Below are 25413 nucleotides of genomic sequence, written 5' to 3' on the forward strand. Positions count from 1 at the left end.
AGTGGGTGAGTGAGATCCCTGCAGAGAAGGTACTAAACCGCCGAATCCAATTTTGTGGATTGGATCTGAGGCTCTCTTCGTGGCGTTTCTTATCCTGGTTACCTCTAACTCGGAAAACGCAAGACAGAAACCGATTATGAACTTTTGAGAGCGTGACTTTCCCCTCTTTTCGGGTTACTCTCTTTGTCCTGCTCACGCCTCCCTCTGTCCTGGACGCTATCTCGAGCGATAATCGCCTACTCCATGATCTCTTCCTAGATTCGTCTTTAGATCACCTTTACACACATCTTCCGGACCACTGTCGTGGTTATGATCGAACGTGTCGCCGTTGATGCGACGGTCGTCGGCGATCGCAAAGTCGGTGACCTCCTCGGATAGAGTTCGATCTCATCGATTTAGTGGATGGACCGAGGCAGCCGCTCACAAACCTTGGTACGGCAACGCATATTTCCGATTAGAGGAAGTGAGAATAGTTTCCCTCATAATCCTCATAGACCTCAGGATGAGCGGACGAGCGGGTCATACCATTCCCGATTCTCCTGGTACCAGTCGATGAATTTGGCGACGCCCTGGCGGATGTCGACGCTCGGTTTGTAGCCGAGTAACTCGTTGGCCTTCGAGATGTCGGCGTGGGTGTGTTCGGCGTCGCCCTCTCGCGGGTCGCTGAACTCGAGCTCGAGACTGGGATCGATTTCGTCGCGGATGACCTCGGCAAGCGTGAGCACGTCGATGGTGTCTGTCGAACCGACGTTCAGAATCTCGCCGTCTGCACTGTCGTCGGTGAGCAGCTGTTCGTTGACGCCGACGATGTCCTCGATATAGGTGAAATCGCGCGTCTTCGAGCCGTCGCCATAGATCACCGGGGGCTCGCCGTGGAGACACCGCGAGACGAAGTTCGTCATGGCCATGTTCGGGCGCATTCGTGGCCCGTAGACGGTGAAATATCGCAGTGAGACCGTTGGTAGGCCATAAATCTCGCTGTAGACGCGCGCGTACTGTTCCGTGGCGAGTTTGGAGACGCCGTAGGGACTGACCGGATTCGTCGGGTGGTCCTCGTCGTAGGGGAGGTACTCCGGTTTGCCGTAGACAGAGGAGGAAGAGGCGACGACGACGCGCTCGAGATCGTGGTTGCGGGCGGCCTCGAGCAGATTGACCGTTCCGTCGACGTTGTAGGCGTTGACTTTCGCCGGTTCCTCGACGCTCTTTCGGACGCCGGCTTGGGCGGCCTGGTGGTAGACCACGTCGGCGTCGGCGACCAGGTCGTCGAGGAGGGACTGGTCGGTGACCGAACCCTCGACGAACTCGTAGCTCGAGTCGGCGCTTTTGGCCACGGACTTCGCCGCGTCGACGTTGTGTTCCTTGATCCCGAGGTCGTAGTAGGGCTCGAGGTTGTCGAGGACCGTGACGTCGTGGCCGCCGCTGGCTACCCCTTCGGCGATGTGCCCGCCGATGAATCCTGCGCCACCCGTGACGAGAACGTTCATTGCTCGAACGAGTACGTTCGGTGATACAAAAAGGAACCGCATTCGCTTCCGGGTTCGCGAAGCGACTGTTTGTCCTCGTCTTCTCGCGAGCACTCACCACCAGCTGCCAGTCGCACCGATGCATAAGACGCCCAGTGGCAGACTGACCATCGAGAGGTCTGCCATCTCGTCCTAAAGATCTTCTCGAGTTTCCGTGGACAGTCGTCGTCTTCATCTGCACTCAAGCGCTTCTCCCTATAGATTGCGGAGGACTGCTCGAGAGATCCAATAGCCAGTCCCGTCCTCTAGATACCGCCCCCAGTCTGTGTCTCGGTCGTCCCTGTGTGAGAACAACACACCGATAGCTCGTTCGACATACCAGCAATGCTTATGGTAATACAGACGTAATACAGACGTATGTCTGATGCTGACGCTGGGGTTAATGATGACCCCAACATGACAACGATCACGCTGAAGATTCCGCAGGCGTTCCTCGACGATCTCGATGCGACCTGGCGTGCTGAAAACTTCCCGTCTCGTAGTGAGTTTATCCGTTGGGCGCTCCGAGACGCCGTCAAGCACCCCTCGTTCTCGCGGAAGGGCTGGAAGGATATCGCTGCCAGCGAGCATCAACTGGCAACCGGCGAGGGACGAACCTATAGCAGCGGCGAGATTCGAGCGCGTCTGAACGAGGACACGGATGGCAGCCAGTGACGGCGAACGGGACCGGAAATCCACCGGTAGTTGCTAGTACGAGTATCTCATCACAGAGCGGATCAGAAGAAAGGCAATATATTTTGGCTGAAGAAAGGAATATATGTGTTACACCCGTTGGGAGAAGTATGTCAGACGACGCCCACCGTGACGGCCCACCGCCGTTCGATCGGCCGTTCGAGGACGAAGATACGAAGCAACGTGTATACGGGGCCGTACTACACGCCCGAGAGCCGATGACGGCTGCCGAGATCGCCGACCGAGCGGACTGCTCGGAAGAATCCGCTCGAGCACATTTATCCTTCTATGCCGACCTCGGCATCGTCATACGACACGACGGGCGGCCAGCCAGATACGAGCGCAATGACGACTATTTCGAGTGGCGACGGGTGAGCAAACTCTCGCGGGAAAACACCGTCGATGAGTTGCAGAGTCGCGTATCGGAGCTAACCAATCAGATCGAAACGTACCGCGATAAATACGAGGCTGGCTCGCCTGCCGACGTCGATGTCCTCGAGTTCGACGCAGTCGACGACATCTACCGAGAGCTTGGTGATTGGGCCACCGCACTCGAAGAACGCCGCCTGCACGAACGCGCCCGGAGAAAGGTCGCCGGTTCGACGGCCCCATCACGCGGCTAACGATGGTGCCTGTGGACAACGGCGCAAGTCCTGCGCCATTAGATCGGGCTGTGATGGAACAGATGCGTTCACGATTCACTGGGAGTCGCCTGGCCGAATCCGCAGCAATTATCGAGGAAGGAAAGCTGTACCTCCAAGTCGAATTATCCGGTGACTACTACCCGAGTGAGGCCTCAATGCGCTTTGAGATACGCTGGTATACGAACGATGACTTCAGTATCCACTACCAAGAGGACCGACAGACCGAGACGTGGACGTGTCGATGGGACCGCCATCCAAACACGCACAATTCACGGGATCACTTCCACCCACCACCAGATGCCAGTTGCATCGATGCACAAGACGCCCAGTGGCCGACTGACCATCGAGAGGTGTGTCGTCTCGTCCTCGATTTTCTCGAGGAGCATATCGAGACGCTGTGGGAACAGCAGTAGGCGGGCAGACTCAGGCGGTGTTTATCGGCTTCTGGCGCTTTCGAAAATTCCGATGAAAATCCGCGTACTCTCGGAAGTTTAGTTATTTTCTACTGACGTGTTTTCGAGAGTAGCTTTGATTTCGTGTAGGTATCGAACAAACCACTCGAGTTCCGATTGTAGGTGCTGATACACGACCATATCGTCGATATCAGTTCCATAGTTGTGGGCTAGCACGTTCCGAAACCCCGCAGCTTGTCGCATCCGTTCGCTCGTTTCGTGTGAGAGGACATCCAATTCGTGAAGGCTTGCAAACCGACCAGCGTACGTTTCGGGCATTGGTGCGTCTGCAGCAACAATGAGGATACCCGCAATGTCAATACACGCTTCGATGGTCGTCTGAAACTCACGTTCGACGATGGCTCGTTCTTCCCGATCGTCCTGATAGGCCTTTGCATCAAGCGACTGTTTTCGAGCTAACACCGTCACTGCCTCTTCGATGTAGGCGGCTTTTTCGAGGATGCGAATTTCGTCTTGCGGGGAGACGTTCACACCCGCCCCTCCAATCGGCTTAGCAACGAATCAAACCGACGCATTCGCTCTTCGTGAGTCTCGTCGCCTTCCGGATATGAGCCTTCATATTTTTCTTTGAGGTGCTCACGAAGGGCGGGATTGTCGACAAGGACGTAGCCGTTTTCGAGCGCTGCCAGACCAATACCTGAATTGATTCCCTCGAGGTCAGCAACGTCGATGGCGTCAGTTTCAAGCGCATCAGTGAGTGACACAATGAGTGAAATGCGCTGCTCGAGGCGTTCAGTCGGATCGAGATCGGACTCGAACGCAACAGCAATGTCGATATCACTCTGGTCGGTGGCCGTCCCGTGAACCGTCGAGCCAAACAGTATCGCGAGGCGAACTGGGTATCCTTCAAGGACACAGGTGAGCTCCTCGAGGTCGATCTCACGCTCGAGAGGCGTGTTCGAACCTGTATCTGAAGGTGGTGTCGGCCCCATTATTCTAACTGTACACAGGGAACGGTTAAAATCGTTTGTCTCACGTGGGTACCAGGTTCGAAGAGCCGTTGAGGTTCCATGGACAGTCGTCGTCTTCGGTACCACACTCGAGTGCGTCTCCCTGGTGACTGCCGAAGACTGCTCGAGAGACCCACTTGCCAGTACCCAACCCACCAGCACGCCGCGCCAGTCCGTGTCTCGGTCGTGTCTATGAGAGTGATCGTCTCTCTCGAGGGTTCTTACTCAGGGGCGTCCACGGCTATCCGAGGACGCCAGCTGTCTCCGGCGCTGGGGTTGTGGTCTCTCCAGGGATCTCGACGTCCGCTGGAATAATGAGGCGCCGTTCGATGTACTCGAGGCCGTTCTTTCGTTCAGTGCGTTTCCGGACGGCCACACGATGGTTCGAGAGCTCGAGGATGGAATCGATGGTTCGCGAGACGAGCTTTTTCGCGTAGGTCTCGCTCGTCCCGGGCTCCTGTCGGCGGATCCAGTGTTTGAGGTCGCTCGCTTTGACGTACTCACGAATTTCCTTCCTGCCGGGCTCCCAGGGATTGTCGCCGACACTCGAGTCGACGCGTGTCTGCCACAGCTTCGTGGCTAATCGCGTCGGTAACGCCTTGGCCGTCGAGCGACGCATATCCTCGTCCATCCGGGCGAGTTGCTGAATTGGGAGCAGGTCGCCGTAGGCCAGCGAGACGCTCCCACTGTCGAGTGGGTCCGCGCTCTCCGGTACGCGGAAGTACGTCTGCCCGTCATCTTTGGTGATCCGCTCGAGGTGGCCGCCCTGGATCTCGAGTGCGTGTTCATCAACGGTTTCGGTTCGGAGGTGGGCGCCTTTCTCGAGTTCCCTTTCCTGAAGTTCCTCGAGGCGGACCTTGTTCGCCCCGGTGCGCTTGCGGGTGGCCTCGGTCAGCGCGTCGACGCGGGTGAGGTCTTTGTTGTGGATGTTGAGGCGCTCGCTGAGTTCTTCGACCTCGGTTTCGAGCGCGGCGTTCGTCGTCTGGAGGCGGTCGGTCTGAGTTTCGAGACTGGCGATCGTCTCGTGTGCCTCCTCGAGGTCGGTCTCGAGCCGTTCGACGCGGTCGGCGAGGTGGTCGTTCTCCCGCTCGAGCGCGGAGAGGCGCTCGCGGATGGCCTCGAGGGCCTCACTCATTGTGTTCACCACCCTGGCTCGAGCGGTCGGTCGCGGGGTCGGTGCTTTGATGTTCGACCGAGAGCGACTCGAGGGGCTCACAGCCACACAGGCGCCACGCGCCGTTGCGGTGCTCGTACTCACACCGGAGCCACGTGCAGTCCTGGTCCGGTTGTGGGTCGAATACCACCTTTTGGGGCTGATTATCGCGTGGCGCCCACTCGAGGATGATCATCGGTTTACCTCCTCGCAGAGGGCGCAGTAGGCTTGCTCGAGGTCGCCGGGGCGCTCGAAGAGAGTTCTTGGTTGTATCGATTCAGTCGAAATGGTTTCGTGCGTGGTCGTCGTAGTCGTCATTGCCTTATCCCAAGGCACAAGGCTCGGTGTACCAGCACCGGGCCGCAGATTTGTGGCCGCTTGTGCCTCTACTTCTGACTCTGACCGCTAGCGCCTTAGTGCTTACTAAGACTTAGTTAGACTAACAAAGTATAAGTGTTCCAGACACACAGTAAGAAACGCTAATGACGTAACCTGTCGAATCGGGTGCATGGTCAAATATCAATTCCAGGTCGACGACGAGACGTGGAACGCGTGGAAAGAGACGGTTCCGCGGACGAAAAGCCTCGAACAACGCCTCATCGAGTTGATTGAGGCCGATACGGATGGACGAGTAATCGAAGATGACAGCAAAGAACAAACGTAATTCGAGTACTGATCAGAAGACGTGTCCACACTGTGGCGATGACTTTCAGGGGAACAGAGGACTTCGAGTCCATATGGCAGCTGCACACGACAAACAAACGACGGTAATTATCCGATGTAACTGGTGTGGCACGCCGATGGATGTCCGCGAATGGAAGACAGACCAGAATCACTACTGCAGTCGGGAATGCGGTGTGGCCTGGAGGACGTACTTACAAACTGGAGAGCGACATCCAAACTTCAAGGATGGGACGTCACGCGGACGCGAATTTCGGTGGATTGCCATGGCTGTTCGCGCCAGGGACAGTGCGTGTGTTCGTTGCGGACGGGAGGAGACATCAAATGGACGGGGATTGTACGTCCACCATATTATTCCCGAAAGGAAGGCTGAAGATCCCCACGACCCACAGAATCTCCTCTCGGTCTGTGATGCGTGCCACCAGTCGCTCGAAGGGCTACCCCCAGAGGAACAACTACAAGCCTGTGACATAGAGTCTCGAGACGAGTTGCGATTGCGTGGCGAAGATGCGGCTTGGATGGAGAAATACTGGGAACGAGTAGCAACGTTGGAGACGGCGCCTGACCCGTGGCCGGGAATGTTTGCCGAGGCGCAGAAGCACTTCAACCAGTGTTCGGAATGACTCTGTCCTGGGATGGTCCGGCTGGCTGGCAGGATTGCGTGTACTTACGAAGTCATCGCTCGAGTCGGTCTCACCTCGACGAGATTTTGACTGCTCTGGCTTGCGAGCGGGTGTCTCTCCGGGCGCTATACGTGTTGCTCGAGGAATCTACCTCACAACACCCGATTCCTTTCGAGGGAACTCGAGACGCGTCGAGAGCGGTTGCTCGTCTTTCGAGCGGTTGCTCCCGAGACCGCGTTGGGGGGACGAGAACGTGTCCCGGAACGAAAGGGTAATGGAACGGGATACTCACTATCGGTTCAATGGCTGCGGACGATCGCGTCGCCGTTCACGAGGCCACGACCGAGTTCCTTGAGGACCGCGACGACGGTGAAGCGACGCTCGAGGCTGTCCTCGAGACCGATTCGGCGCGCGAGACGTGGACGTTCGACGACGTGCCGGTGAACTCGGGGACCTTCGGCGAGCTGGTCTCACGCGGAATCGTCGAGAAGGCCGACGGCGAGTACCAGGTCTCGGACCCGAAAGCCGTCCGGGCGGCGCTTGAGGGGGAGTCCCTCGAGACGGAATTCGATGCGGGTGCAGCGAGAGGCTTTCTCGAGGAGCGGTCGCTCGAGCTGGGGATCTGGGGCGATCGGCGGGCGCTCGCCGGGCTTGCTGGGGCGCTCGTTTTCCTGTTCGCAATGCGGATCGTTCAGTACGGATCGGTCTTTCGAGGGGACGACGTGTTGTCGCCGGGGAACGATCCCTACTTCTACCGCTACTGGATGGAGGACCTGCTGTCGCGATCGACGAGTCCGACGGACATCGGCTTGCTCGCCGAGATGCCGGCCGGAGCGATGACTAGGCGGCCGCTCACCCACGCCGCTAACTGGTGGTTTGCGACGCTCCTCGGCGGTGACCAGTGGGCCGCCGATATGGTAGCTGCGTGGCTCCCCGTCGTCGCGACGGTGGCGCTGGGAGTCGTGGTGTACGCCCTGGCCGTGGTCGTCACGCGAGATGTTCGAGTGGGGGTCGCGTCGGTGGTGTTGCTGGCCGTCGCCCCCGTTCACGCGGTCTACACGCAACTCGGCTTCCTCGAGCACCGACTCCACCAGTACTTCTGGCTCGGCGTGACATTGCTGGCGCTCGCGTTGCTCGCCGCCGACTTTACTCGTCGACGAGCGGAGACGAGAACGGAGGACGCTATTCGCGGTCATCTCGAGTCGCCGGTGACGTGGGTGGTTTCGATCGGTCTGGGCCTCGCGCTGGGGATATCGATCCACCTATGGGGCGGCTCGCCGTTGCTGTTCATGCCGCTCGCCGCGTACGTCGCCCTCCGCGTCCTCGTCGACGTCCGGGAGAGTATTTCCCCGACGCTGGCGAACCTTCCGTTGCTCGCAGGGTTGGCGATCGGAGCGGGACTCTCGATCTGGGCGCACACCAGCTGGGGCTGGCGACTCGCGTTCGTCGCGTACACGCCGGCGATGGTGCTCGGTGGAGCAATCGTGGTGGTCGCACTGGGTGAACTCTGGCGCTCTCTCGACCTCCACGTCGGTGGGCTAGCTGCGCTCGAGGTCGGCGTCGTCGGCATCGGCCTCTACGCGCTTCGGCGGCTCCGGCCCGAGGACTGGGCGAACGCTCGAGGCCGGGCGGACGACCTTTTCCTCCGCGAGGGGTACACAGAGTCGGCGTCGCTGTTCACTCCTGACTACATGGTGATCTTTGGGCCCCTGGTGCAGCTCGGGGTGGGCTTCTACCTCGGCGTCGCCGTTCTCGCGTGGGCCGTGTGGCTTCTCTCTCGAGAGTACGAACCTGCCTGGTTAGTGCTCGCCGTCTACACGGTCTTCTTTACCGTACTCGCTGGAATCCAGATTCGATTCGCCGCCCAGCTCATGATCCCTGTAGCCGTGCTTGGTGGCATTGGATTCGTCTACGTCCTCTCGGTAGTCGACCTAGCCCGGCGGCCCCGTCCGTTTCGGGAGGAAAGTAGTCGGGCTGTCGCTGCCGACGGTAGGACGGAGCCGTCGATAGACTGGCCCGAACGACGACAGGTGCTCTACGTCCTCGGTACCGGCCTGCTCGTCTGCGGGTTCGGGTTACTCTTCGTTCCCGGCCTGACCGGACAGATCACCTACAGCGAGGGACAGCACGGAGCGACGGCGGCGATCGAGGAACACGCTCTCGAGACCGATCGCGAGTACCCGGAGACCTTCGTGCTGAGCGAGTGGGGGGACAACCGGATGTACAACTACTTTGTCAACGGCGAGTCGCGGAGCTATTCATACGCTCGCTCAAACTACGGCGAGTTCGTCGGCGGGGCTTCTCCGGACGAGCAGTACGAGCAGATTTCCGGGCGCGTCGGCTACGTTGTCGTAACCAATGACGAGGGAACGGTTCGCTCGGGGAGTACGCACGAACAATTCCTCCAAGATAACGGGTCTGTTCCAGAGCTTGGTCACTACCAGGCGATTTCCCTGTCGGACTCGAGTGCTGCCTATGCAGTCGTCCCCGGCGCGACTATCAACGCAACCGTCTCGCCGAACGAGAGGGTTTCGGTACGAACGACTGTCGAGGTCGATGGACAAACCCTCGAGTACGGGCGGGACGGGGAGGCGGATGGCGAGGGGCGACTCGAGGTCACCGTGGCCTATCCGGGAACATACGAGGTCGGTGATCGAAACATTACGGTGACGCAGGCGAACGTGGAGGCCGGTGAGGCGGTCGCAGGCGGGTAAGACGTATCTCAGGGTATTCGTTCAACTTTAGCTGGCACTACTGGAGTCTCGTATGGGTTGGTTGAACGGCCGTATTGAGGGTTCTACGTAATCACTGAGGAGGGACAGGCGTATCTCGAGAGAGTTCGATGTGAGTGACCTTGAGGAGGAATTGTGAATCAATTACTATCTTTTGAGAGTCAATATCCATTTGAAAAGTGGATCGAACTTTCTCGGTGCTTTCTGGCGAACCAGTTCTATTTCATCGGTATTAATCACTCCAAGCTGGATTGAGAGTACAAAATACAGTAGGAATCCAATAGACGGGACAACGATGAGTGAGGGAATTGGTGTAAGGATTCTTGCTAAGCCGAACACGATCGGTGCAGTAAGAAGACCAGCTGCAATTATCCGAATTGCACGTAGATCAGAAATTGGATCGAATCCAATCCGTCGTGCAATCCACGTATGAAGAAGGACCATCGAACCGTAACCGATAGATGTTGCAAGTGCGGCGCCAATCATGCCGTATCGTGGAATCAATAAGAGATTCAGACACAGGTTAAGGACTGCAGCACCACTAGTGGCGAGAACAAGGCTTCGGAGTTCACCTTTTCCTTGACCAATAGCGAAAATCGGACGAGCTAGGGCAAATCCGAGAACACCCGGTAGGAGAACTAAGAGAGGTCCAACTGCTGGGTAAAATTCAGATCCAAAATAGATCGGAACGAAGACGTCTGCAAGAGCAGCCAATCCAATTATCATAATAACCATAAGAGAGAGATTCAGTCTCGTGGATTGAGACGCAATCTCTGTGACCGTTTCGTGTTGTCCCTTGGACCACATCTCGGACGTAGAATGAACGAGGGTATACTGGATTGCCATGGGTGCCATCCAGAGGAACTCAGCAACTACGAGTGCTGCTTTGTAATAACCAGTCTCGACATCTCCTGCTACTGGCCGTAGAATTAGAATATCAACGTGATATAACGATATTGTAAGAAATGCCAGCAGAATACTATACGCATTGAAACTCAACAGCTCGTATCTCGGAACAGATTGAGACCTTTTGAACAAGATTGAAAATGATATCTGTTCTCTAATTAACCAGAGAGTAATAGCGCCCACGATCAGCGCTGCAGTAACTTGACCGATAAGGACACCTTCTACACCCAGTCCAAACTGCAGCAGTACGACCGCTGTTACTGCATATGTTAGCTTCTTCATGATTTGAAGTGGTTCCGAACGATGCTCTAATCCAAAGCCCATTAGGGCCCCTCGCCCTACCGAATAAAATTGGTTGAGGAAAAGATACGCCGCCAGAATTATAAAGTACGTTTGAAACTCTACCGAGAACATATTTTCGACGATATCCGTTTGTGAGAACACCGCCAAGAGACTCGCAAATCCTCCAGTAATCAATATCGATAATTTAAAGTAAAATGCGAATACATGGTCATTCCAGTGAGCAATCGATCGATCCTCAGCGATATACTTTCTTATGCCATTAAATATTCCAGATGTAGTAAAGACAGATAAGACACTAAACACAGACATCACAAGTGCGTAATCACCATAGCCACCACTACCCAAGAAACGGACGATAATCGGTGTTGTAAGTATACCTAAAACAAGAACACCGATCTTTGTTCCCAAGATAGAGAAGAAAGCGCGAACTAGGTTTCGTGACACTCTTTATCACTTATCAAATAATCTGTTAAATAAATTATTTTGCTGAACGATTTTGAGTTTTGTTTCTATGGTACTAGACTCACGGCTATACTGTTCACTCATTTTGCTTACTGCAACAGTGAACTCTTTCTCGTTAATCTTCTCTCTCCCTTCGAAGAAGTACTCTCCTTGATTAAAGTCTCTCAGAAGTGATTTATATTTAATAGCCCAACCGATAGTGATAACGGGTGTATGGTTCTTATACGCATGAATAAGCGAGTGGTAACGAGAACCTATTAGGAAATCAAATTGGTTGATAATATGCTCAAGTTCAATTGCATTTAATTCGTCTTCAAGTAGAATGACTCTTTCATTGTTTCTAAACTGTCGTTTTATATTGCGACAAAGATCAAGATCTTCAACTGAATGTCGAAGAATATAGATCGTCCGATTCTCTGAGAGTAATTTCTCTATAGCTGCGTCGTAGAGTGAGTACAGATCTTCGTGATCTGCGTGTTCAAACACTTTCGAATTTGGGACGATTCCAACAGCATCTGATTGGATTTTTTCATATCTCAAATTGGGTTTATCTAAATAAATATTTCTAATGTCATATCCCTGTTTCTGAAGAACGATATCAAATTCTCTTTGAACATTATCCCGTGTATACGGAGTAAGTGATTCAACCCCCTCAACTTCCCGTGGACAAATAACTTCGGGATATTGGAGGTAAGTTTCCATCAATGGATTAATAACCTGTTTCTTTGCCATTTCATAATCGAATGGCCCAATTGATTGCGGAAATATGTACATCGGCATTCCGAATTTTCTAGCTATAATTATATTATTAATATAGATTATTGATCCTCTGAAGCTACATTGTGAGGAGAATGCATAACCATTGATGTCAATAAGAAATGAGCAGTTTTCCAGCGCTTCATGGATCTGTTCTACTACGTCGTTTGTAAATTCAGTAGTATTGAAGTACTTCATCGAGGGAGATAGCAAAGGCAGCTGAATTTCTGCACCCCAAGGTAGGATCTCAAACGTGTATTGTGACTTCTCGTCCGTTGACCGTTGATAATCTCGTCCAGAGAGCAAAATAATGTCTTTCTCGGGAAATCGTTTGGACATCTGATCAACCACGGTAAATGTCATCGCTTGTGCCCCCTTGTTGAATAACTCTCCACCGATGATAATAATATTACTTCGGTCCGTGGAATCAGTGGGGTGATTATCTTTGGAAAACAGTAGAGTAGACAGAAGTTCCTTCTCGGTAGAAGCGGCAAGAGACATATTTCGAGCAACCTCTCTACATCTTTCACTCATAACCAAATACCTGTCACGCACCAGTATAAATACCTCGAAGATATCGCAAGGATGAATGAAAAGATACGTTGAAGTGGCCCCAGCAGATTAATGCTATTTGGAATGTCATCGATGCTTTCTCGAGGAAAATCAATTTACTGTCAGGGAGGCACCAGGAAACTACTCCGAAAGGGTATGCAGTTTTCACTTAACATGTTCTACGAAAACGTCATCTGGAGAGCTCTTCCAAGGGATAAGACACTTCGAACGATCTCCCGTTCACGGGTTTTAACTAGTCTATACTTCTTCTTTAAAGGAACATTCTACCAGGAACAACGTACTGTGCTTTGTGGTGTGTCAGAGTATCATAAATTGGAGGAAGAACGAGATAATTTACGGCACCGTATTATTCGAAACACTCATCGGATTGAAAAAGGTCTTTCAATGAGAAACCGCCGCCCCGTATTTGCAGAAGGGTACATTCGGGATTTAGTTAATGATTTAAAAAATGCGTGGGATCATTCCCAAGAAGATGCTCAACTCTATTGGACTATTGATGTTCTTGTCGAATACTTTGAAACGGTAGATCATACTGATGTAATAGGAGATGCGTACAGTGAGTTTTCAAGTTTCCTAGCACATATTGATCATACACCAGGCGATCGAGTACCATTCCCACGTAGAGAATTAAGTGATCCCCCCGTGTCTCATGACGAATTAAAGCAACTTGCGACCCAGAGAACTAGTACTAGGTGGTTTCAAGACCAAGAGGTTCCAAGATATCTTATTGACAAGTCACTAGAGGTGGCGATACAATCACCGAGTGCGTGTAATAGGCAGTCATTTGAATTCAGATTTTACGATGATCCAGAATCAATTGAGAAGATTTCTTCACTTGCCATCGGAGCTGGAGGATATAGGCATAATATTCCATGTCTAGCAGTCATTATTGGAAAGCAGCGAGCATACTTTGATTCTCGTGATAAACACGTTACTTACATCGATTCTAGTCTCGCTGCTATGGCATTCCAGTTTTCTTTGGAAACACAGGGACTCGCGTCTTGCTGTATTAATTGGCCATCTATTCCAAGCAATGACCGTCAAATAACCGATCTTCTTGGCCTAGAAAATGATGAAATCGTTATAATGTTAATGGCAATCGGTTATCCTGATCCAGATGGTCTAATCCCTTATTCTGAAAAGAAAAGGTTAGAGGACATAAGATCGTATAATGTTGGCAACTGGTGATTAAATGAATGGTAGAATATGCATAACATGTGCCAGCCATGGTACAGATGCTAATGGATAGTAATCGTCTATCTATACCTACCACGTTCCATCAACTTCATATCTCTCTGATCAGAAACTTCAGAACAATATGGTAGCAATAAGTGTAATCACTCCCACATACAATCGAGTGAACGTTCTTCCACGAGCTATCGACAGTGTTCTTGAGCAGTCAATGGGAGATCTTGAATTGATAATTATTGATGATTGTTCGACAGACAACACAAAAGAAGTTATCAAATCTTACACTGACGATCGTGTGACATACGTGCGCCTTGATAAAAATATGGGTGCTAACGCCGCTAGAAATAAAGGTATTAAAGAGTCAGAAGGAGATATTGTAGCATTTCTCGACTCTGATGATCAGTTCGAACCGAATTACCTTGGTAAAGTTCTTAATCAGTTTGATAGTAGGTCGAATCGATGTATTGGGACGTATTCCTCCCGAATTATTTATAAGGACGGAGATAAGACCAACGTCACAATTGCAGATCAGGCAATCAAATATGAGGAGATTCTTGTGAAAAATAAGATCGGGGGTTTTTCAAACACTGCCTTTCGCCGTCGTATCTTTGAGGAAGTCGGCTATTTGGACGAAGAGATGAGTTCCTCTCAAGACTACGATTTCTTCATCAGAGCACTGCAACCCGACGACTATTTGATTCAGCCAATCCGGGATGCCTATATTGGATATCACATCCATGACCAAGGAGAAACCCGGATTGGGGCAAATTTACAAAAAAAGATTGAAGGTCAGAATAGGCTACTGGAAAAACATCGTGACAAGTTTCCACAAGCAGGTATCGCGAATCAATACTACCAACGGGGGATGGCTCACGCTCGTTCTGGGAACATGGGAGCAGCGAGATTTTTCTTTTGGAAGGGATTGCGAACTAATCCAAGATCTTGGCGCCACTGGTATCACTTGTTCGCTAGCTTTGGTGGCCGATACGGGATTCAGGCTGCGAGTTGGTTCAAGAAAACCTTTAAACGTCTGTTTTTTCACATTCGATAAACCACAGAGCAAATAATCTGCCCTAACTAATTATTCACCGATGAATATTTCAATCGCTTTCTTTGGCATTCTTGGCTCTGTCGGTCTATATCTCGCAGTTCGAGGTACAATTAGACAAATGCTTGCCTTCCTACTCTTTACGACGCCATTCGTTCAGTCCATTGAACTCCCATTTGTTGGTGAGAGATTTGCTGTGTTTGAGGTAATATTTGTTCTTCTGGCAATGAAATATATAATCTACGTGTATAAACGTGACGCTAAACTACAACTTCCTATTCATGTCTTTCCGTTGGTCCTTCTAATAGTTGCTGGCATCGCTTCTCTCTGGAACTCCTACAGTCTGACCTCAAGTTCTCTCATGCTATTCATTTTAATCTATTATGTGGGGTGTCTCATTGTCTGCTACCAGATTATTGACACGGTTGAAAACTTTGTCTGGTACATTAACATGTATTTGGCAGGCGCAGCGGTGGTTCTGTTAGTGAGCATTATCGGAATGGTCGCTATCCTTATGGAGATTCCATCTTCATTTGTGTTTGAACCAAGCAATCGCCTCATCGCAACGTTTCGACGGCCGAACCAGCTCCCAGCATATCTCCATACTATTGTCCCGCTATTGGCGCTTCATCCGGCGCGATCCCGCTCCAGACGCCATTTCTTCATGTTTGTCGGTGCAACTTTACTATCCTTTCTGGCAGTCATTGCGAGCGGATCCGACGGTTCGCTTGTAATTCTCATCGTCCAAGTCATGATGGTCCTTGCCTACGAACTGATTTCTCGAGATATAACCTTCAGAACGGAACTTTGGGCGAGTGTTTGCGGCGGTATCGGACTTCTTATCGCGACTCCTCTAATTATGGGTGTTCAAATGCCGTCCGCAGTCACTTCCTCGTTTGACCTATTCACTCGCCAAGACTATAGCCTGCAAGCGCTTAGCGGGCCGCGGTATCTCCAGTTTGTGTATGGGGTTCCACGGGCACTAGAGTTGCATCCGATTGTGGGTGTTGGTATCGGTGCCTCGGCAAGATTTATGAGCGTTGAGGTTGGTGGAGGTGGCTCGATCCACAATACCTTTCTCGCGATTCTGGCCACGACAGGAATTGTTGGTGGTGTATTTTTTCTAGCATTTCATATTTTGCTCGGCCGGACAGTACTGCGCACGTTCGCAATACTACCTGATGGAGAACTCCGTCGACTTGCTGCCGGGGTGTACATTAGTTTAGCAGGTCTCTTGGCTTATGGAACCGTTCATTTTGGATTTAGACAACGGCATCTATGGCTGATTTTCATATTTGTGCTTTCATTAGGAAAAATCGCGCCAAAACTGGATAAAAGCACATGATTGAGGACATACTTGGGAACAAACTACACCCCGTTTCCATGTGTTCTGATTCCGTTGTCGTGTCTATCGAAAACAGAGATAATGCACTCAAACTGTACCCAAAAACTGTGCTAAGACTTACTACAATTCATACCATAATAAAGTGTATAAATCCCTTGTATGATTTCGATTTGTTTATGTGTGATGACTCTATATATCGATTCTAATGCGGTCCATCGTTGATCTATAATACGTATGTCTAATGATAGTTCCCCCCTAGTTTCCGTAATCATCCCGATGTATAATGAGGAAGACCACATTCAAACTACTATTAATTCACTGCTTGCTCAGACGTATCCAAATTTCGAACTTATACTTGTAGATGATGGCTCTACTGATGGGACTATAATCAAAGCTCGCTCATTCATAGATGACGAGCAACATACGATCCTCAGAAACGAGACAAATATGGGACAGACCTTCTCAATGAATCGGGGTGCAATGCACGCCGACGGGGAATTCCTTGTGTTTCACGATGCCGATGACATTTCGCTGCCTGTCCGTTTCGAAAAGCAGGTAGAATTCCTTGAAACTAATCCTGGCATCGGTGTCGTTGGAGGTGCGTTCTATTATATTACTCCAAACCAGGAAACCCCGGAGCTGCGAGTTCGCCCGTCGTCTGATGGAGATATTCGGAAGAACATGGGACGTGGACCGATGATTAATGGCGGAACAGCTATGTATCGTCGAGAGGCGCTTTTCGGAGCCGACCTCTTTCAGTCTGAAAATGTCGAAGGGTATGAACTTATAATCAAGATTGGAATCAACTGGGAGCTTGCAAATCTGTCTGACCCTGTATACGTCTACCGAATAAATGACGGATCACGGAGTCAGCACAATGAACTCGTAAAGAAAGCTACGCTTGCATATCGTAGTTGGCAAGCGATTAAAGCATTCAAACTGCCCTACCGATACCTGTTACTCCAATTCGGGTGGCTGATATACATGAATGTACCTGTGAAGATCCAGCGTCGACTCCGTTCAGCGTTTTCACCCACTACACAGTGTGAGGCAACAAAAGAAGACTGTAGAAAGATAAGAGAACTCATAGATTCGTATGCTAAGTAAAAGTATTCGGCGGGGACTACAAAATCCAGAGACCGTCAAGCGAAAAATCCGGATTAATTTGGTTCGCCCGTTTGTGTCTCGATTACCTGATGAGATTCAATTTCTTGAAGAGGACTGGGATGTACTCGTCATACTTGACGCATGTCGGTACGACCTGATGGCAGAAATTGATCCATTCGAGATCTCAGTGGGGAAGGTCCATTCGAACTCTAGCCATACACGGGAGTTCATCAAGCGGAACTTTACCGGTGTCGACTGTCGAGACACCGTCTACGTGACGGCCTCGCCGCAGTTCGCGGACTTCGAACTTTCTTTCGCACACATTGAACACGTTTGGCAGAACAACTGGAACGAGAACATCCGGACGGTGCGCCCCGAACACGTCACCAAAGCTGCGATTGACCTTGATAACGAATATCCAAATAAGCGACTGATCATCCATTATATGCAGCCACACTATCCCTTCATCGGGCCAACGGGAAGAGAGATCGATGAACAAGCCACATTCGGTCCGAACCGTGAGAGCAAGTATAGTTCCGTGTGGGTACAACTGTCAGCTGGCCAGATTTCAGAGGCAACCGTCCGAACAGCTTATCGGGAGAACTTGGAGCTCGTCCTTTCGGAGATGGACAGGCTCCAGTCGGAACTGACAGGAAAGATTGTCCTGACTAGCGATCACGGAAATCTCTACGGAAAACGAGTGTGCTGGCTGCCAATCCGCATCTATGGACATCCACCTGGAATACACGATCCTGAACTCACGGCTGTTCCGTGGGTCGAATTTCCTTATGAAGAACGTAGATCGATTGTCAGTGCAAACGAGTCGGCCACTAATGTAGAGTTCGAGAGTGTTGATCAACGTCTTCGTGACCTGGGCTACAGATGAATGCCGGCCTCATTGTGGTACCACAGCGCCAATAGCAAGGGACATAAGCATGCCGCCGGAACTGCTGCTGCCAAAGTAAGCAGAAACATCCCGCTAGTCTTGGTATTATCTAGTGATTTTCTCGACCGGTATTTGCCTATCAAGTGCTTGAGGCGGTCGCTGGAAGATATTATCTTGCGCAAATTGTAAGAACACTCTTGATTACTCGGCCGCCCGTCCACCCATGAGATGTGTAAACGGTCAACACGCATTTGAGCGTATGAAACCACTTTTTGATAGGCTTTTATTTACCGTATTTGGATCGACCACTCAACCCTAATCGAGAGCAGTCTGATAGCCGTAGCCATCAATGAGAACCCTAGTCTCTGAAGGGCTATATTTTCGCGAGTCGATAGATGGTTTAATAAAACACTATTTGCGATCACTCCTGAATTCCACACCTGAGGCGAATTTATAAATATAATTTATTAAATTATTGATTGTAGAGATATTGTTGCTTGTTTAACTGTATCTCGCCAGCGGAATTCCTCGACAACTGCTTTTCGTCCCTTCTTCCCAATCTCCCCAAACTCAAGCATTCGTTCTAATGATTGAACGTACCCTTCAACATCCCCAATCGGTACGGTTTCGCCACCTTCCTGAACGATTGGTGCAGTATGCTCAAGGTGGCTCGACACAACTGGGACACCGGAGGCAAATGCTTCTAGTACGGTTCGCGGTAACCCTTCGGCGCGACTCGGTAATAGCAGTGCAACACCAGTGCGGTAGATTGCTGGCATCTCGTCGTAGGGTACCTGACCAAGGAAGGTCACAATATCGTCGTCGGCCATCGCCTCGAGTTCGGAACGCATGGTCCCATCACCGACGACGTATAGTTCTACGTCCCTCGTCTCGGCTACTCTCGAGACCGCCCGAATGGCATCCTGTGGACGTTTCCCCTCGACTAGGCGTCCAACGAATAGCACCACTTGACCGTCGCTATTCACCAGTTCGCTTTCCGGACCTTCAGGTGTGAACCGTTCCGTGTCGATCCCGTTCGGCACGACCTCGATCCGACTCGAGACGCCGAACTCCCGCACCCGCTCCTTGTCGGTCTCAGTATAGCAAAACACCACGTCGGCCTGGTTGAACGTCCACCGCCCCACCGTCCGCAGGTACAGGTCGAACACCCACTCGGGCGCGTTCTGGGAGTACAGCCCGTGGTTCGTGATCGCCAGCGGGATGTCGCCAAGGAACCGCTTGATCGCCGCCAGGTTCGTCGCGAAGTACAAGTGCGAGTGGGCGTGCATCACGTCGTACGCCTCGGCCTCCGCAAGAAACCGCGCCAGTCCGAGACTGATGTCGTTCCCCAGCAGGTTCACCGCCGGATCGTACCGCACCACGGTGTACCCGTCTCGAGTCTCCACCGGCGGCAGCTCCGGGTCTGTTCGAACGGTCAACACGGTCACGTCGTGGCCCATCGCCGCCTGATCGCGACTCATCGCGTGGACGTGGTACGGGCCACCGCCTTTTACGTCCGGGTAGACCTTCTGTGCGACGCGTAGAATTCGCATTGTATCTGTATTCTCGAGCAATTTGATAGGCCGTTCGATTCCCCTTATTGATCAGGAGCGAAATGTCTCCCACACGTCCTCGAGCACTTTCCATACCTGTCGAATAACGATCTTCACGTCGACCCAGAACGACTGTCGACGAATGTACTCGAGGTCGTAGCGAAGCTTCATCCCAGGCTCAGTACTTTTCGCGTCGTTGATCTGGGCCAGCCCCGTCAGCCCGGGTTTCACGAACCAGCGCTTGCGCCAGGCGGGCGTATCTTCCTCGAGCAGGACTTCCTCTTCGGTCCAGGCGGCCCGCGGGCCGACGACGCTCATCTTCCCGACGAGGATCGCCCACAGCTGCGGGAGTTCGTCCAGGTGCGTCTTTCGCAGCACCCGACCCACCCGCGTGATCCGATCGTTCGACTCGTCGTCGACGGGTTCGGCTGAGTCCCCCTCGGGGACCATCGACCGGAACTTGTAGACGGGGAACGTCTCGCCGAAGCCGGCGGTGCGATGCTGTTTGTACAACACTGGTCCCGGACTGTCGAGTTTGACGGCCGCTGCAATTACCATCATCAGCGGCGCAAAGACGACCAGACCCACGGCAGCGAACACCACGTCGAACAGCCGCTTGAACACGTGATCGAGCGGGTCCCAGGGCTCGAGGTCCACATCTACCAGCTCCCCGACGTCGTCGGTATTCACGAGCACGCTCGAGGCGTACTCCCGGTGAACTTTCGCCTCGACGCCATGTTCGTGACAGGCATCCAGCGCGCCGAAGAACTCCGCGCGGTCGGCCCGGAAGAAGGCCAGGACGACGGTGTCGACGTCGTATTCGACCAGGACGTCCTCGAGCCGAGACAACCCGCCGAGTCTGGTCATCGCACCCAGGTGGCCGTACTCGTCGATGGCCGCTTCGACGTCCGCGACACTCTCCTCGACCGTCCCACCGTCGGTCAAAACTCCGTCGACTTCGGTCCCGGAGTGTCCGTTCACCGTGGGCCGGGTCGGACAGAGATACCCAATCACGGGAGCGTCGATGGATGGCGCGACCCGTTCGATCTGGTGGAGGTCGTCGCCGACGATCAGCGTTCGACCCGTCTCGCCGGCCGGCCGTCGGCGCACCTGGAAGAACCACACTGGTACTACGACGGCCAGAATCGCGACGGTCATTGTGAGCGTCTGGCGAGGCAACCGGTGGGACCACTTGAAGTACCCGAGCGTCGCCATCGCCAGTCCGGCCACGAGTACGCGTTTCTCGGCGATGAAGATCGTATCGAGGGCCCGTCGGGGCTGTGGCTTGTACAGCGGCAACAGCGCCCCGACTACCGCAATCGCACTCAGCGCCACTGCCCACCGCAACGACGCCCCCGAGAGGATCGTCGGCTCAAGGCGGTCGAACACCGGGACGTATGTCGTGAACAGACGCTGGGGGATCGGGTGGTTCGCAATGAGGACGGCAGTAATCGTTAGCGCGAGTATCCCACCTGCGCTCACGATTCGGTACTGCCACCCCTTCAACATCTAAGTAAGGCACCCGCGTTCTGAAGATATATGTCTTTGGAAATTACTGGATTGCTTACACCAATCCACATAACGGTTGTGGCCGTTCGATCGTTTTACTCCGATCACGTAAGTTGGGAATCACGTTGGTGCTCATTAGTTTGCTCCTGTATATCTTCACGCAAGTAAGGAAGTCCAGAGAGCGTCGTCCACAGTCACATGATTACGGAGACAACTGCGCGATAGCGATCGCCTCCTCCCGAGGCGAAACAGACCGCCCGAAAGAGCGCTCGCTCACCAATACGTATCGCGTTCTCGAAGTAGTGCAGAACGAAACGCCGAAGTACTGACCGTGAGTCGGCAGAGACGATGCACACCGCGGTCCGTCTCGGACTGCTCGCCATCTGTCTCCTCGGGGTCGTCGGACTCGCGATCCACTACGGGGCGACCTACGACGAACACTGGCCCCACCCGACGGGCGACCAGCTCGAGGGGAACGTCGAGGCCTACACCGGCGAACAAGTGCTCCTCTTCGGCGAGGTCCACGCGGTCAAGGACGACGCACTGACGGTCCACGTGACCAACGACGCCGACGAGGTCGTTCTTGAGCTGACGGTCTACGGTCCCACCGAGTCAGTCGAACCCGGCGGTGTGGTCCAGGTCTATGGAGTCCTAGAGACCGATCGAACCATGACACCCGACGAGTTCGTCGTTGTGAACGAGAGTCCGACGGCTACCCGGTACAAGCACCTCGCTTCCCTCATTGGCGGGCTCCTCGCCGCCGGGTACTTCCTCAGGCAGTGGCGAATCGACGTCGCTAGAATCAGCTTCGAACCTCGCCACGCCACAAGTGATACGCAAGAGGTGCCCGACGATGGCTGACCTCCTCACACACGTCCTCGTGGCTTACGCCTGTTTTACTGTCCTGAGTTGGCGCCTCGAGTGGATCACCCCGCGCTGGCTCGCCGTTGGTCTCGTCGGGTCACTCCTGCCGAACCTCAATCGAACCGAACTGATCATCTCCGATGCCGCGGTCGAGGCCGCGACCGGCGTCCCCTTCGATTTTGATGCGATCCACACGTTCGGCGGCATCGTTATCCTCGCCGCCATCGGCGCGCTCTGCTTTCGAGCCAGTCACCAGCGGGCATTCGTCATGCTGTTCGCGGGAGCTCTCTCGCATCTCGTCGTGGACAGCCTGAAGGTGTACGCCGACGCACAGTCAGGGGTCTGGCTGTACCCGTTCACCTGGTATCGTCACCCGTCGCCGAACCTGTACGTCTCCTCGGACCCCGTCGTGCTCACATCGGCGCTCATCGTAGCCGTAGTCGTTTGGTGGGTCGATCGATCGCTAAGGCCGGAGGCGACGCAGTAAGCCTTCGAACCGCCACCGCTCGAGGAGAGCGCTGAGGAAGAAAGTATTTGTGACTGGAAATCACCCCTAGATGACATGCAAGCAGTTGTTCTCGCCGCGGGGAAGGGTACCCGCCTACGCCCGTTAACCGACGATAAACCCAAAGGGATGGTAGAGGTTGCCGGCAAGCCGATTCTCACGCATTGTCTTGAACAGGTCGTCGACCTCGGTGCCGACGAACTCATCGTCGTCGTTGGCTACGAGAAAGAAAAGATCATCGAACACTACGGCGACGACTTCCAGGGTGTTCCTATCACCTACACCCACCAGCGCGAGCAAAACGGGCTGGCTCACGCGTTGCTCACCGTCGAGGAACACATCGACGACGACTTCATGCTGATCCTCGGGGACAATATCTTCCGGGCGAATCTCAGCGATGTCGTGCGTCGTCAGCAGGAGGACCGCGCTGACGCGGCTTTCCTCGTCGAGGAGGTGCCCTGGGAGGAGGCCTCCCGGTATGGGGTCTGTGACACGAATAAGTACGGCGAGATCACCGACGTCGTCGAGAAACCCGAGGAGCCGCCCTCGAATCTGGTGATGACTGGCTTCTATACGTTTACGCCCGCGATTTTCCACGCCTGTCACCTGGTCCAGCCCTCGAACCGCGGCGAGTACGAGATCAGCGAGGCAATCGACCTCTTGATCCAGTCCGGACGTACCATCGACGCGCTCCGCCTCGATGGCTGGCGAGCCGACATCGGTTACCCGGAGGATCGGGACGCTGCCGAGGAACGAGTCGAAGACGAGGAACTCGAGACGCCGGCGGCCTGAGCGCGATCGATACCGTCCCACCGACTTACCATCACTGCCGTGTCGATCCACGAGAATCGTCCTTTCTTCGTGAATCCATCGACAGATAACAACAGCTATAGTCCAGCGTCGGCCTTGCCAGACATATGATCGTGGTGGCTGACGTATGGAGCTGATCGACGACGAGGGCAAGCTCTTCGGGCGAGTCAACGTCGTTGACGCGCTCGTCGTACTGATTTTGCTTGCAGTCGTCGTTGCCGGCATCGCCGTCGTCGGGGTCCTTTCGGGCGATGCCGAACCCGAAACCCGCTATGCGACGATCGATCTCGGCCCTCAATCCGAGCACGTCGCTGAACAAATTTCCGAGGGTGACGTCATGTACCTCGAGGGAAGTGGAGACAATCTCACGGTGACCGACGTCTATCGGTCGGCGTCGAATAGCGATGACGAGGAACGCGCTGGTGGCGCTCACGTCGTGATCCGCGCGGAACTCAACGGGCAACTCGCCGAGGACGACCAGCGAGAGGACCGCGTCTTCCAGTTCGGTGGTCAACGCCTGCACGTCGGCCAGACTCTGACGATCGACACGCTCGAGTACACGACCGAGGGCGAGGTCCGATCGGTGGCTGGCGAGGAGACGACGCTGCCGGTGAACGAGACGGAACTGGTCGTCGAGACGACCGTTCCGACCGCGACGGCCGACGAGATCGCCGAAGGGGATACCTACCGTATCGCCGGTGACACCGTCGCGACTGTCGAGTCGGTACGGACGCACGTCGCCGGGGACAACCGGCGCCGCGTCGTCGTCGGACTCACCGCCAAGACGATCGACACCAGCTCCGGGCCGGCGTTCGGCGATCAGCCAGTCGTACTCGGGTCGACGATTCCCGTCCGGACCGACGCCTACGCGTTCGCGGGGAACGTCACGCGACGCGGGGCGCTCGAGGAGTCCGGCGAGGAAACCACCGTGAGCGTCACGGCGACCCTCGATAACGTGAAACCAGACGTCGCCGACAACCTCGAGGCCGGCATGACCGAAACCGAACGGGGTGAAACGGTCGCGACCATCGACGCCGTCGAATCCGAACCCGCGTCAGTCATCCTCGAAAGTGAGGACGGCAACATCTACGAACGCGACCATCCCCGGAACCTCGACCTCACGCTCGACCTCGAACTCGAGGGTCGAGAGACCGAATCTGGCCTCCGATTCCACGGTGAACCACTTCGGGAGGGTGAGACGATAATCCTCGACTTCGGCACCGTCATCGTCACCGTCGAGGTAACGGATATCGATCGATAACACCTAACCACACCGATGACCGATTCACTCCGCGTAGCCTACGAACGTTCGACCGTCGTCACCGTCGTCGAGCGGGTTCGCCGGAGGCTTGCAACGGCGTTCGCACGATCGTGGCTCGCCTCGCCAATCCTTTCTGAATCCTCGAGCCGAGATGGCCGAGATTCGCCCGATGACTCCGCTGGCGTCGAAGACGAACGCGTTACGCCTGCAGAGGCGGCCGGAGCCGGGGCTCTCGGAGCTGACGACTCCACGACGGAGCGCAACTCCCGATCGTTCGTCGCGCGGGCGACCGAGTCGTCGGTCATCGCTTCGTGCGGCCGGGCAGTCCAGCGCTCTGTAACTCGCGCTGGCCGTTCCGCTCGACTCGTGGGAGCCGCGACCGTTCTCGCTCGATACGTGACGTCGTCGGCGGTCTATCGCTGGTTCACGGCCGAACCCGAACCGGAGGTGATCGTCATCGACCTGCGCAAGACGAGAACTGTCGGGCCCATCTTCACCATCCTCGATCGGGTAATCGCGTTCGTGACTGCCGGCCTCACGACCTCGCGTGTCGCCAGGACCGGCCGTTTGATCGCCGACCGGATCAGCGCCCGTCCGATCCGCGTTCTGGGGCTGTGTCTCCTTTCAGCGCTGATCTCGAGCTTTTTTCTGTTGACGGTAACCAATGCGCTCACTGTCCCTCTCGCCGTCGTCCACGGCCTGCTGGCCCTCGTGGCGGCCGCCGGAACGCGTTCGAACATGGCCCTCGAGGATCTGCGCTCGTCGCGGGCTGCTGCCCTTCTCAGCACGGTATTAGAGCCACCGGAACCGCCCGAACGGGTAGACGATGAGTCGCTATCTGAGTCCGACCGACGGTGAGGTGTCAACTCGAGAAACTCGAACT

The 25413-nt window shown here is 54.1% G+C and carries 25 protein-coding genes; 16 read left to right on the forward strand and 9 right to left on the reverse strand.

What is annotated here, in order from left to right; genetic code table 11:
* Window positions 1-497: 497 nt before the first annotated feature.
* Complete coding sequence (locus J1N60_RS06865; RefSeq protein WP_312911768.1) at window positions 498-1484, reverse strand: GDP-mannose 4,6-dehydratase; 987 nt, start codon at window positions 1482-1484, stop codon at window positions 498-500.
* 396 nt (window positions 1485-1880) lie between these two features.
* Between J1N60_RS06865 and J1N60_RS06870 the strand changes: the two genes are divergently transcribed.
* From J1N60_RS06870 to J1N60_RS20600, 3 genes are all read left to right on the forward strand, one after another.
* Window positions 1881-2177, forward strand: coding sequence for a ribbon-helix-helix domain-containing protein (locus tag J1N60_RS06870; RefSeq protein ID WP_312911770.1), 297 nt, complete (start codon window positions 1881-1883; stop codon window positions 2175-2177).
* A gap of 128 nt (window positions 2178-2305) precedes the next feature.
* Complete coding sequence (locus J1N60_RS06875) at window positions 2306-2818, forward strand: DUF7342 family protein (RefSeq protein WP_312911772.1); 513 nt, start codon at window positions 2306-2308, stop codon at window positions 2816-2818.
* Window positions 2819-2907: 89 nt separating this feature from the next.
* Window positions 2908-3252 (forward strand): toxin-antitoxin system TumE family protein, encoded by a 345-nt coding sequence (locus J1N60_RS20600; protein WP_425499343.1) that lies wholly within the window; start codon window positions 2908-2910, stop codon window positions 3250-3252.
* 78 nt (window positions 3253-3330) lie between these two features.
* Here the strand turns inward: J1N60_RS20600 and hepT are convergent, their stop codons facing one another.
* The 4 genes from hepT to J1N60_RS06895 all read right to left on the reverse strand — a co-directional run bounded on the left by hepT (window position 3331) and on the right by J1N60_RS06895 (window position 5611).
* On the reverse strand, window positions 3331-3783 hold the full coding sequence (hepT, locus tag J1N60_RS06880; RefSeq protein WP_312911774.1) for a type VII toxin-antitoxin system HepT family RNase toxin: 453 nt from the start codon (window positions 3781-3783) through the stop codon (window positions 3331-3333).
* Entirely contained in the window at window positions 3780-4244 is a 465-nt protein-coding gene (gene mntA / locus J1N60_RS06885; RefSeq protein WP_312911775.1) for a type VII toxin-antitoxin system MntA family adenylyltransferase antitoxin, read from the reverse strand. The genes hepT and mntA overlap by 4 nt, the downstream gene beginning before the upstream one ends.
* Before the next feature lie 259 nt (window positions 4245-4503).
* Entirely contained in the window at window positions 4504-5397 is an 894-nt protein-coding gene (locus J1N60_RS06890) for a DUF8008 family protein (RefSeq protein ID WP_312911777.1), read from the reverse strand.
* Window positions 5390-5611 (reverse strand): hypothetical protein, encoded by a 222-nt coding sequence (locus J1N60_RS06895; RefSeq protein WP_312911780.1) that lies wholly within the window; start codon window positions 5609-5611, stop codon window positions 5390-5392. The genes J1N60_RS06890 and J1N60_RS06895 overlap by 8 nt, the downstream gene beginning before the upstream one ends.
* Window positions 5612-5923: 312 nt before the next feature.
* Between J1N60_RS06895 and J1N60_RS06900 the strand changes: the two genes are divergently transcribed.
* The 3 genes from J1N60_RS06900 to J1N60_RS06905 all read left to right on the forward strand — a co-directional run bounded on the left by J1N60_RS06900 (window position 5924) and on the right by J1N60_RS06905 (window position 9433).
* A complete protein-coding gene (locus tag J1N60_RS06900) occupies window positions 5924-6079 on the forward strand; it encodes a hypothetical protein (protein ID WP_312911782.1) in 156 nt (51 codons plus the stop codon).
* Between the two features lie 283 nt (window positions 6080-6362).
* Window positions 6363-6719, forward strand: a complete 357-nt coding sequence (locus J1N60_RS20605; RefSeq protein WP_425499332.1) for an HNH endonuclease signature motif containing protein — start codon at window positions 6363-6365, stop codon at window positions 6717-6719.
* Between the two features lie 302 nt (window positions 6720-7021).
* Window positions 7022-9433 (forward strand): MFS transporter, encoded by a 2412-nt coding sequence (locus tag J1N60_RS06905; RefSeq protein WP_312911784.1) that lies wholly within the window; start codon window positions 7022-7024, stop codon window positions 9431-9433.
* Window positions 9434-9598: 165 nt separating this feature from the next.
* Here the strand turns inward: J1N60_RS06905 and J1N60_RS06910 are convergent, their stop codons facing one another.
* Together J1N60_RS06910 and J1N60_RS06915 are read right to left on the reverse strand one after the other, a co-directional pair.
* Window positions 9599-11068, reverse strand: coding sequence for an oligosaccharide flippase family protein (locus tag J1N60_RS06910; protein WP_312911786.1), 1470 nt, complete (start codon window positions 11066-11068; stop codon window positions 9599-9601).
* Between the two features lie 42 nt (window positions 11069-11110).
* A complete protein-coding gene (locus tag J1N60_RS06915) occupies window positions 11111-12412 on the reverse strand; it encodes a polysaccharide pyruvyl transferase family protein (RefSeq protein WP_312911787.1) in 1302 nt (433 codons plus the stop codon).
* Window positions 12413-12745: 333 nt separating this feature from the next.
* Between J1N60_RS06915 and J1N60_RS06920 the strand changes: the two genes are divergently transcribed.
* From J1N60_RS06920 to J1N60_RS06940, 5 genes are all read left to right on the forward strand, one after another.
* On the forward strand, window positions 12746-13639 hold the full coding sequence (locus J1N60_RS06920; RefSeq protein WP_312911788.1) for a nitroreductase family protein: 894 nt from the start codon (window positions 12746-12748) through the stop codon (window positions 13637-13639).
* A gap of 169 nt (window positions 13640-13808) precedes the next feature.
* On the forward strand, window positions 13809-14693 hold the full coding sequence (locus J1N60_RS06925) for a glycosyltransferase family 2 protein (protein WP_312911789.1): 885 nt from the start codon (window positions 13809-13811) through the stop codon (window positions 14691-14693).
* Between the two features lie 40 nt (window positions 14694-14733).
* Window positions 14734-16035 carry an O-antigen ligase family protein gene (locus J1N60_RS06930; RefSeq protein ID WP_312911790.1) on the forward strand — a complete coding sequence of 434 codons (1302 nt, stop codon included), beginning with the start codon at window positions 14734-14736 and terminating at the stop codon, window positions 16033-16035.
* 234 nt (window positions 16036-16269) lie between these two features.
* Entirely contained in the window at window positions 16270-17142 is an 873-nt protein-coding gene (locus J1N60_RS06935; RefSeq protein WP_312911791.1) for a glycosyltransferase family 2 protein, read from the forward strand.
* Window positions 17143-17299: 157 nt separating this feature from the next.
* The gene (locus tag J1N60_RS06940; RefSeq protein WP_312911793.1) at window positions 17300-18028 is read left to right on the forward strand and encodes a hypothetical protein; all 729 of its coding nucleotides are present in this window, start codon (window positions 17300-17302) and stop codon (window positions 18026-18028) included.
* Between the two features lie 467 nt (window positions 18029-18495).
* On the opposite strand, the gene J1N60_RS06945 is transcribed toward J1N60_RS06940, so the two are convergent.
* The gene (locus J1N60_RS06945; protein WP_312912549.1) at window positions 18496-19581 is read right to left on the reverse strand and encodes a glycosyltransferase family 4 protein; all 1086 of its coding nucleotides are present in this window, start codon (window positions 19579-19581) and stop codon (window positions 18496-18498) included.
* A gap of 51 nt (window positions 19582-19632) precedes the next feature.
* Window positions 19633-21090, reverse strand: coding sequence for a sugar transferase (locus tag J1N60_RS06950; protein WP_312911795.1), 1458 nt, complete (start codon window positions 21088-21090; stop codon window positions 19633-19635).
* Window positions 21091-21438: 348 nt separating this feature from the next.
* Between J1N60_RS06950 and J1N60_RS06955 the strand changes: the two genes are divergently transcribed.
* The 5 genes from J1N60_RS06955 to J1N60_RS06975 all read left to right on the forward strand — a co-directional run bounded on the left by J1N60_RS06955 (window position 21439) and on the right by J1N60_RS06975 (window position 25388).
* Window positions 21439-21951 (forward strand): OB-like fold-containing membrane protein, encoded by a 513-nt coding sequence (locus J1N60_RS06955; protein WP_312911797.1) that lies wholly within the window; start codon window positions 21439-21441, stop codon window positions 21949-21951.
* Entirely contained in the window at window positions 21944-22441 is a 498-nt protein-coding gene (locus J1N60_RS06960; protein ID WP_312911799.1) for a metal-dependent hydrolase, read from the forward strand. Before J1N60_RS06955 ends, J1N60_RS06960 begins: the two co-directional genes overlap by 8 nt.
* A 75-nt stretch (window positions 22442-22516) precedes the next feature.
* Complete coding sequence (gene aglF / locus J1N60_RS06965; RefSeq protein WP_312911801.1) at window positions 22517-23251, forward strand: UTP--glucose-1-phosphate uridylyltransferase AglF; 735 nt, start codon at window positions 22517-22519, stop codon at window positions 23249-23251.
* Window positions 23252-23396: 145 nt separating this feature from the next.
* Entirely contained in the window at window positions 23397-24530 is a 1134-nt protein-coding gene (locus J1N60_RS06970) for a DUF4330 family protein (protein ID WP_312911803.1), read from the forward strand.
* 15 nt (window positions 24531-24545) lie between these two features.
* Entirely contained in the window at window positions 24546-25388 is an 843-nt protein-coding gene (locus J1N60_RS06975; protein WP_312911805.1) for a hypothetical protein, read from the forward strand.
* Window positions 25389-25413: the final 25 nt, after the last annotated feature.

The organism is Natronosalvus caseinilyticus (genome assembly GCF_017357105.1).
Classification (GTDB): Archaea; Halobacteriota; Halobacteria; order Halobacteriales; family Natrialbaceae; genus Natronosalvus; species Natronosalvus caseinilyticus.

Excerpts from the sequence above, each read along its gene's own strand:
- J1N60_RS06865 (WP_312911768.1), bottom strand. The coding sequence starts at position 1,484 with ATGAACGTTCTCGTCACGGGTGGCGCAGGATTCATCGGCGGGCACATC.
- J1N60_RS06915 (WP_312911787.1), bottom strand. The coding sequence starts at position 12,412 with ATGAGTGAAAGATGTAGAGAGGTTGCTCGAAATATGTCTCTTGCCGCT.
- J1N60_RS06970 (WP_312911803.1), top strand. The coding sequence starts at position 23,397 with ATGGAGCTGATCGACGACGAGGGCAAGCTCTTCGGGCGAGTCAACGTC.
- J1N60_RS06930 (WP_312911790.1), top strand. The coding sequence starts at position 14,734 with ATGAATATTTCAATCGCTTTCTTTGGCATTCTTGGCTCTGTCGGTCTA.
- J1N60_RS20605 (WP_425499332.1), top strand. The coding sequence starts at position 6,363 with ATGGCTGTTCGCGCCAGGGACAGTGCGTGTGTTCGTTGCGGACGGGAG.
- J1N60_RS06890 (WP_312911777.1), bottom strand. The coding sequence starts at position 5,397 with ATGAGTGAGGCCCTCGAGGCCATCCGCGAGCGCCTCTCCGCGCTCGAG.
- J1N60_RS06870 (WP_312911770.1), top strand. The coding sequence starts at position 1,881 with ATGTCTGATGCTGACGCTGGGGTTAATGATGACCCCAACATGACAACG.
- J1N60_RS06875 (WP_312911772.1), top strand. The coding sequence starts at position 2,306 with ATGTCAGACGACGCCCACCGTGACGGCCCACCGCCGTTCGATCGGCCG.
- J1N60_RS06960 (WP_312911799.1), top strand. The coding sequence starts at position 21,944 with ATGGCTGACCTCCTCACACACGTCCTCGTGGCTTACGCCTGTTTTACT.
- J1N60_RS06955 (WP_312911797.1), top strand. The coding sequence starts at position 21,439 with ATGCACACCGCGGTCCGTCTCGGACTGCTCGCCATCTGTCTCCTCGGG.
- J1N60_RS06975 (WP_312911805.1), top strand. The coding sequence starts at position 24,546 with ATGACCGATTCACTCCGCGTAGCCTACGAACGTTCGACCGTCGTCACC.
- J1N60_RS06900 (WP_312911782.1), top strand. The coding sequence starts at position 5,924 with ATGGTCAAATATCAATTCCAGGTCGACGACGAGACGTGGAACGCGTGG.
- J1N60_RS06945 (WP_312912549.1), bottom strand. The coding sequence starts at position 19,581 with ATGCGAATTCTACGCGTCGCACAGAAGGTCTACCCGGACGTAAAAGGC.
- J1N60_RS06940 (WP_312911793.1), top strand. The coding sequence starts at position 17,300 with ATGGCAGAAATTGATCCATTCGAGATCTCAGTGGGGAAGGTCCATTCG.
- aglF (WP_312911801.1), top strand. The coding sequence starts at position 22,517 with ATGCAAGCAGTTGTTCTCGCCGCGGGGAAGGGTACCCGCCTACGCCCG.
- mntA (WP_312911775.1), bottom strand. The coding sequence starts at position 4,244 with ATGGGGCCGACACCACCTTCAGATACAGGTTCGAACACGCCTCTCGAG.
- J1N60_RS06905 (WP_312911784.1), top strand. The coding sequence starts at position 7,022 with ATGGCTGCGGACGATCGCGTCGCCGTTCACGAGGCCACGACCGAGTTC.
- J1N60_RS06935 (WP_312911791.1), top strand. The coding sequence starts at position 16,270 with ATGTCTAATGATAGTTCCCCCCTAGTTTCCGTAATCATCCCGATGTAT.
- J1N60_RS06895 (WP_312911780.1), bottom strand. The coding sequence starts at position 5,611 with ATGATCATCCTCGAGTGGGCGCCACGCGATAATCAGCCCCAAAAGGTG.
- J1N60_RS06950 (WP_312911795.1), bottom strand. The coding sequence starts at position 21,090 with ATGTTGAAGGGGTGGCAGTACCGAATCGTGAGCGCAGGTGGGATACTC.